Source organism: Streptomyces caelestis (assembly GCF_001279005.1).
Lineage (GTDB): Bacteria > Actinomycetota > Actinomycetes > Streptomycetales > Streptomycetaceae > Streptomyces > Streptomyces heliomycini.
The window spans coordinates 1-4298 of the sequence record NZ_LGCN01000283.1 but is presented as its reverse complement, the minus strand read 5'-3'; the positions used below and the strand labels follow the sequence as shown (position 1 = coordinate 4298).

Annotated in this window: 1 pseudogene; it reads right to left on the bottom strand. The window is 76.8% G+C overall.

The annotated features are described in order from the left end of the window. Positions 1 to 4298, bottom strand: a pseudogene (locus tag ADK41_RS43820) (SDR family NAD(P)-dependent oxidoreductase); the annotation flags it as partial.

Sequence of the window (4298 nt, the reverse complement as noted above, 5' to 3'; positions counted from 1 at the left end):
GACCTCCGCCTGGTCACCGGCGACGACCACCGCGTCCGGACCGTTCACCGCCGCCACCGACACACCGGCGGTCAGCTCACGGGCGACCTCCTCCTCGGTGGCCTGGACGGCCATCATGGCTCCGCCGGACGGGAGCTCCTGCATCAGCCGGGCACGCGCCGCGACCAGGGTGCACGCGTCGTCCAGGGACAGCACCCCGGCCACATGCGCGGCCGCGATCTCCCCCACCGAGTGACCGGCCACGTAGTCGGGCCGCACACCCCAGCTTTCGACCAGCCGGAACAACGCCACCTCGACCGCGAACAGCGCGGGCTGGGTGTACCCGGTGGTGTCGAGGAGTTCCGCCTCCGGCGTGCCCTCCTCGGCGAACAGCGCCGTGCGCAGGGGGACTTCGGATCCGGTGTCCAGGCGGGCCAGTACGGCGTCCAGGGCCTCGGCGAACACCGGGAAGGCGGCGTACAGCTCACGCCCCATACCCGCCCGCTGCGCACCCTGGCCGGAGAACAGGACGGCGGTGGTGCGATACGCGGCGCGGCCCCGCGCCACCTCGAGGGGTTCCCCGCCGGGTCCGGAGAGGAGGACGGCCCGGTGATCGAGCAGGGCGCGGCCGGTGGCCAGGGAGTGGCCCACGTCCAGCGGGGACCTGCCGGTCAGGGCGGCGATGCGGGCCACCTGGGCGTCCAGGGCCTCCTCGGACTTCGCGGAGACGGGCCACGGGACGACCGAGGGGGCCGGTGCGGGGGCGGCCGGCTCCGGCGCGGCCTCGAGTGCCGGCGCCTGCTCGATGATGGTGTGGGCGTTGGTGCCGCTGATGCCGAAGGACGAGATGCCCGCGCGCCACGGCCTGCCGGTCTCCGGCCAGGGGGACGGCTCGGTGAGCAGGCGCACCGCGCCCGCCTCCCAGTCGACGTGCGTGGAGGGCGTGTCGACGTGGAGGGTCTTCGGCAGGACACCGTGGCGCAGCGCCATGACGGTCTTGATGATGCCGGCCACGCCGGCGGCGGCCTGGGTGTGGCCGATGTTCGACTTGATGGAGCCGAGCAGCAGCGGCCGGTCGGCGGGCCGGTCCTGGCCGTAGGTGGCCAGCAGCGCCTGCGCCTCGATCGGGTCGCCCAGCGGGCGTGAGCCCGGCGCTCGCCAGGGCCTGGCGGATGACCCGCTGCTGGGAGGGGCCGTTGGGGGCGGTCAGGCCGTTGGAGGCGCCGTCCTGGTTGATGGCCGAGCCGCGGACCACCGCGAGCACCTCGTGCCCGTTGCGGCGGGCGTCCGAGAGGCGCTCCACCACGATCAGGCCGACGCCCTCGGACCAGCCGGTGCCGTCGGCGGCGTCCGCGTACGCCTTGCAGTGGCCGTCGGTGGCGAGGCCGTTCTGCAGGGTGAAGCCGGAGAAGCCGGACGGGGTGCTCATGAGGGTGACGCCGCCCGCGACGGCGAGGTCGCACTCGCCGGCCCGCAGCGCCTGGAGCGCCCAGTGCAGGGCGACCAGGGAGGAGGAGCAGGCGGTGTCGACGGTGACCGCCGGGCCCTCCAGGCCGAAGGTGTAGGCGAGCCGGCCGGAGACGACGCTGGCGGCGAGTCCGGTGCCGGCGTGGCCCTCCAGGTCCTCGCGGGAGTTCATCACGAGGGTGGAGTAGTCCTGGCCGTTGGTGCCGACGAACACGCCGGTGCGGCTGCCGCGCAGTCCGTCGGCGTCGATGCCGGCCCGCTCGAACGCCTCCCAGGTGGTCTCCAGGAGCAGGCGTTGCTGCGGGTCCATGGCGATGGCCTCGCGGGGGGAGATCCCGAAGAAACCGGCGTCGAACTCGGCGGCGCCTTCGATGAATCCGCCCTTGAGGGTGGCGCTGCGGCCGCGGCCGTCCGCGCCGCCGGTCGCCAGGGTGGCGAGGTCCCAGCCCCGGTCCTCGGGGAAGGCCTCGATGCCGTCGCGGCCCTCGCTCAGCATCCGCCACAGGTCCTGCGGGGAGCGCACGCCGCCGGGGAGGCGGCAGGCCATGCCGACGATGACGATCGGGTCGTCGGACAGCCCGGCGGCGGCCACCCGGTCGGGACCGGACCCGGTGTCCTGCTCGCCGAGGAGTTCGGCGACCAGGTGTTCGGCCAGGGCCCGCGCGGTCGGGAAGTCGTAGACCGTGGTGGCGGGCAGGCGCAGTCCGGTGGCGAGGGCGAGCCGGTCGGGCAGCTCGATCGCGGTCAGCGAGTCGAAGCCCAGGTCGCGGAAGTTGCGGTCGGGGGCGACGGCCTCCGGCCCCGGGTGGCCGAGGACGGCGGCGGCGTGGGTGCGGACCAGGTCGCCGAGGACCGCGGTGCGGTCGTCGGCGGGCAGCTCCCGCAGCCGCGCGGCGAGCCCGGAGGCGGCCGTCTCGGTCCGCTGCCGCGCGGCGGCCGCGTCGGCCAGTGCCTGCCGGGCGTCCGGCAGGTCGCGCAGCAGGGCGCTGCCGCGGATGCCGATGAGGGTGTCCAGGACCTGAGGCTGGCGCGGGTCGAAGACCACGGGCGCCGGCTCCGGCCGGGTCACGGCCTGCCGCAGGGCCGCGAGCGCGAGGTCCGGGTGCACGGCCGGGTGACCGGCGGTGCGGGCCGGGCGTGCGGTGGCGCCGGCGCCCGTGGGGCCGGTGGTGTCCGCGCCGGGTTCCTCGTCGGTCCAGGCGCCCCAGGCGATGGATGTCGCGGGCAGGCCCTCGCCGCGGCGGCGCCGGGCGAGCGCGTCGAGGACGGCGGTGGCGGCGGCGAGGTTGGCGCGCCCCGCGGTGCCGACCGTGCCGGCCACCGAGGAGCAGAGCACGAACGCCGTCAGGTCCAGGTCGCGGGTCAGTTCGTCCAGGTGGACGGCGGGAGCGGTGCGGGCGCGGTGCAGCGCGACGAACCGCTCCGGCGTGAGGTCGTCGAGCACGCCGTCGTCGACGATGCCGGCGGCGTGCACCACACCGGTCAGCGGGGTGTCCTCGGGGATGTCGGCGAGGACGGCGGCGAGTGCGTCGCGGTCGGCGGCGTCGCAGGCGGCGATCGTCACCTCGGCGCCGTGGCCGCGCAGTTCGGCGGCGAGGTCGGCGGCACCGGGCGCGTCCGGGCCGCGCCGGCTGACCAGGACCAGACGGGCGGTTCCGGCGGCGGCCAGCCAGCGCGCCACGCGGGCGCCGCGGCCCCCGGTGCCCCCGGTGATCAGGACGGTGCCGCTCGGCTCCCAGCCCGCGTCGGGGGCGGCCTCCGGGGCGGGCACGAGTCGGCGGCCGAAGACGGCCGAGTCACGTACGGCCACCTGGTCCTCGCCGTCGTGTCCGGCGAGGACGGCGGCGAACCGCCGCGCGGCACGGTCGTCCAGGGCGTCGGGCAGGTCGATCACCCCGCCCCACCGTGCGGGGATCTCCAGCGCCGCGACCCGGCCGAGACCCCACACCGCGGCCTGGGCGGGAGCGAGGAGCCGCTCCGTGCCGGCGACCGCGACGGCGCCGCGCGTCACGCACCACAGGGGCGCGGTGACCTCGGCGTCCAGCAGGGCCTGGAGCAGGACCGCCGTCGGGACGGCCGGGGCCTGCGCGGTGTCCGTGAGGGCGAGCAGGGACAGCACTCCGGTGAGCGTGGTGCCCTCGGACAGCAGGCCGCGCAACCGCCCGGCGAGCGCGTCGCGGTCGGCGGTGCCGACGGTGAGCGGCACGACGTCGGTGCCGACGGCCGCCAGGACGGCGGCCGTCCACGGGTCGTCGGCGAGCGCCTCGGGGACGACCGCCAGCCAGGTGCCGGCGGCGGTGGGCGCGGAGGAGGGCAGCGACAGCGGCTTCCACCCCTCGTGGTGCCTGACCCCGTCGACCATCGCCTGGTCGCGCTGCCTGCGCCGCCAGGTGGACAGCGCGGGCAGGACCGCGCCCAGCGCCTCGGTGTCGACCGCGAGGTCGGCGGCGAGCGTGGTCAGGTCCTCGCCCTCCACGGCCGTCCAGAACGCCGTGTCCAGGGGGTCCGGCCCGGTTCCGCCCGTCGTGGAGCGCTGGGCGTCGGGCCAGTAGCGCGCCCGCTGGAAGGCGTAGGTCGGCAGTTCGGTGCGGCGGGCGCCGGTGCCGTCGAAGCACGGCCGCCAGTCGACGCGTACGCCGCGGACGTGGAGCCGCGCCAGCGACGTGAGCAGCGCGGTCTCCTCGGACCGGTCCTCCCGCAGGGCGGGAACGGCGACCGTGTCGACGTCGGCGTCGAGGCACCGGCGGGTGAGCGCGGTCAGGACGCCGTCGGGGCCGATCTCGAGGAAGGCGTTCGCCCCGGCGTCGGTGAGCGCCCCGACGCCGTCGGCGAAGCGGACGGTGGCGCGGACG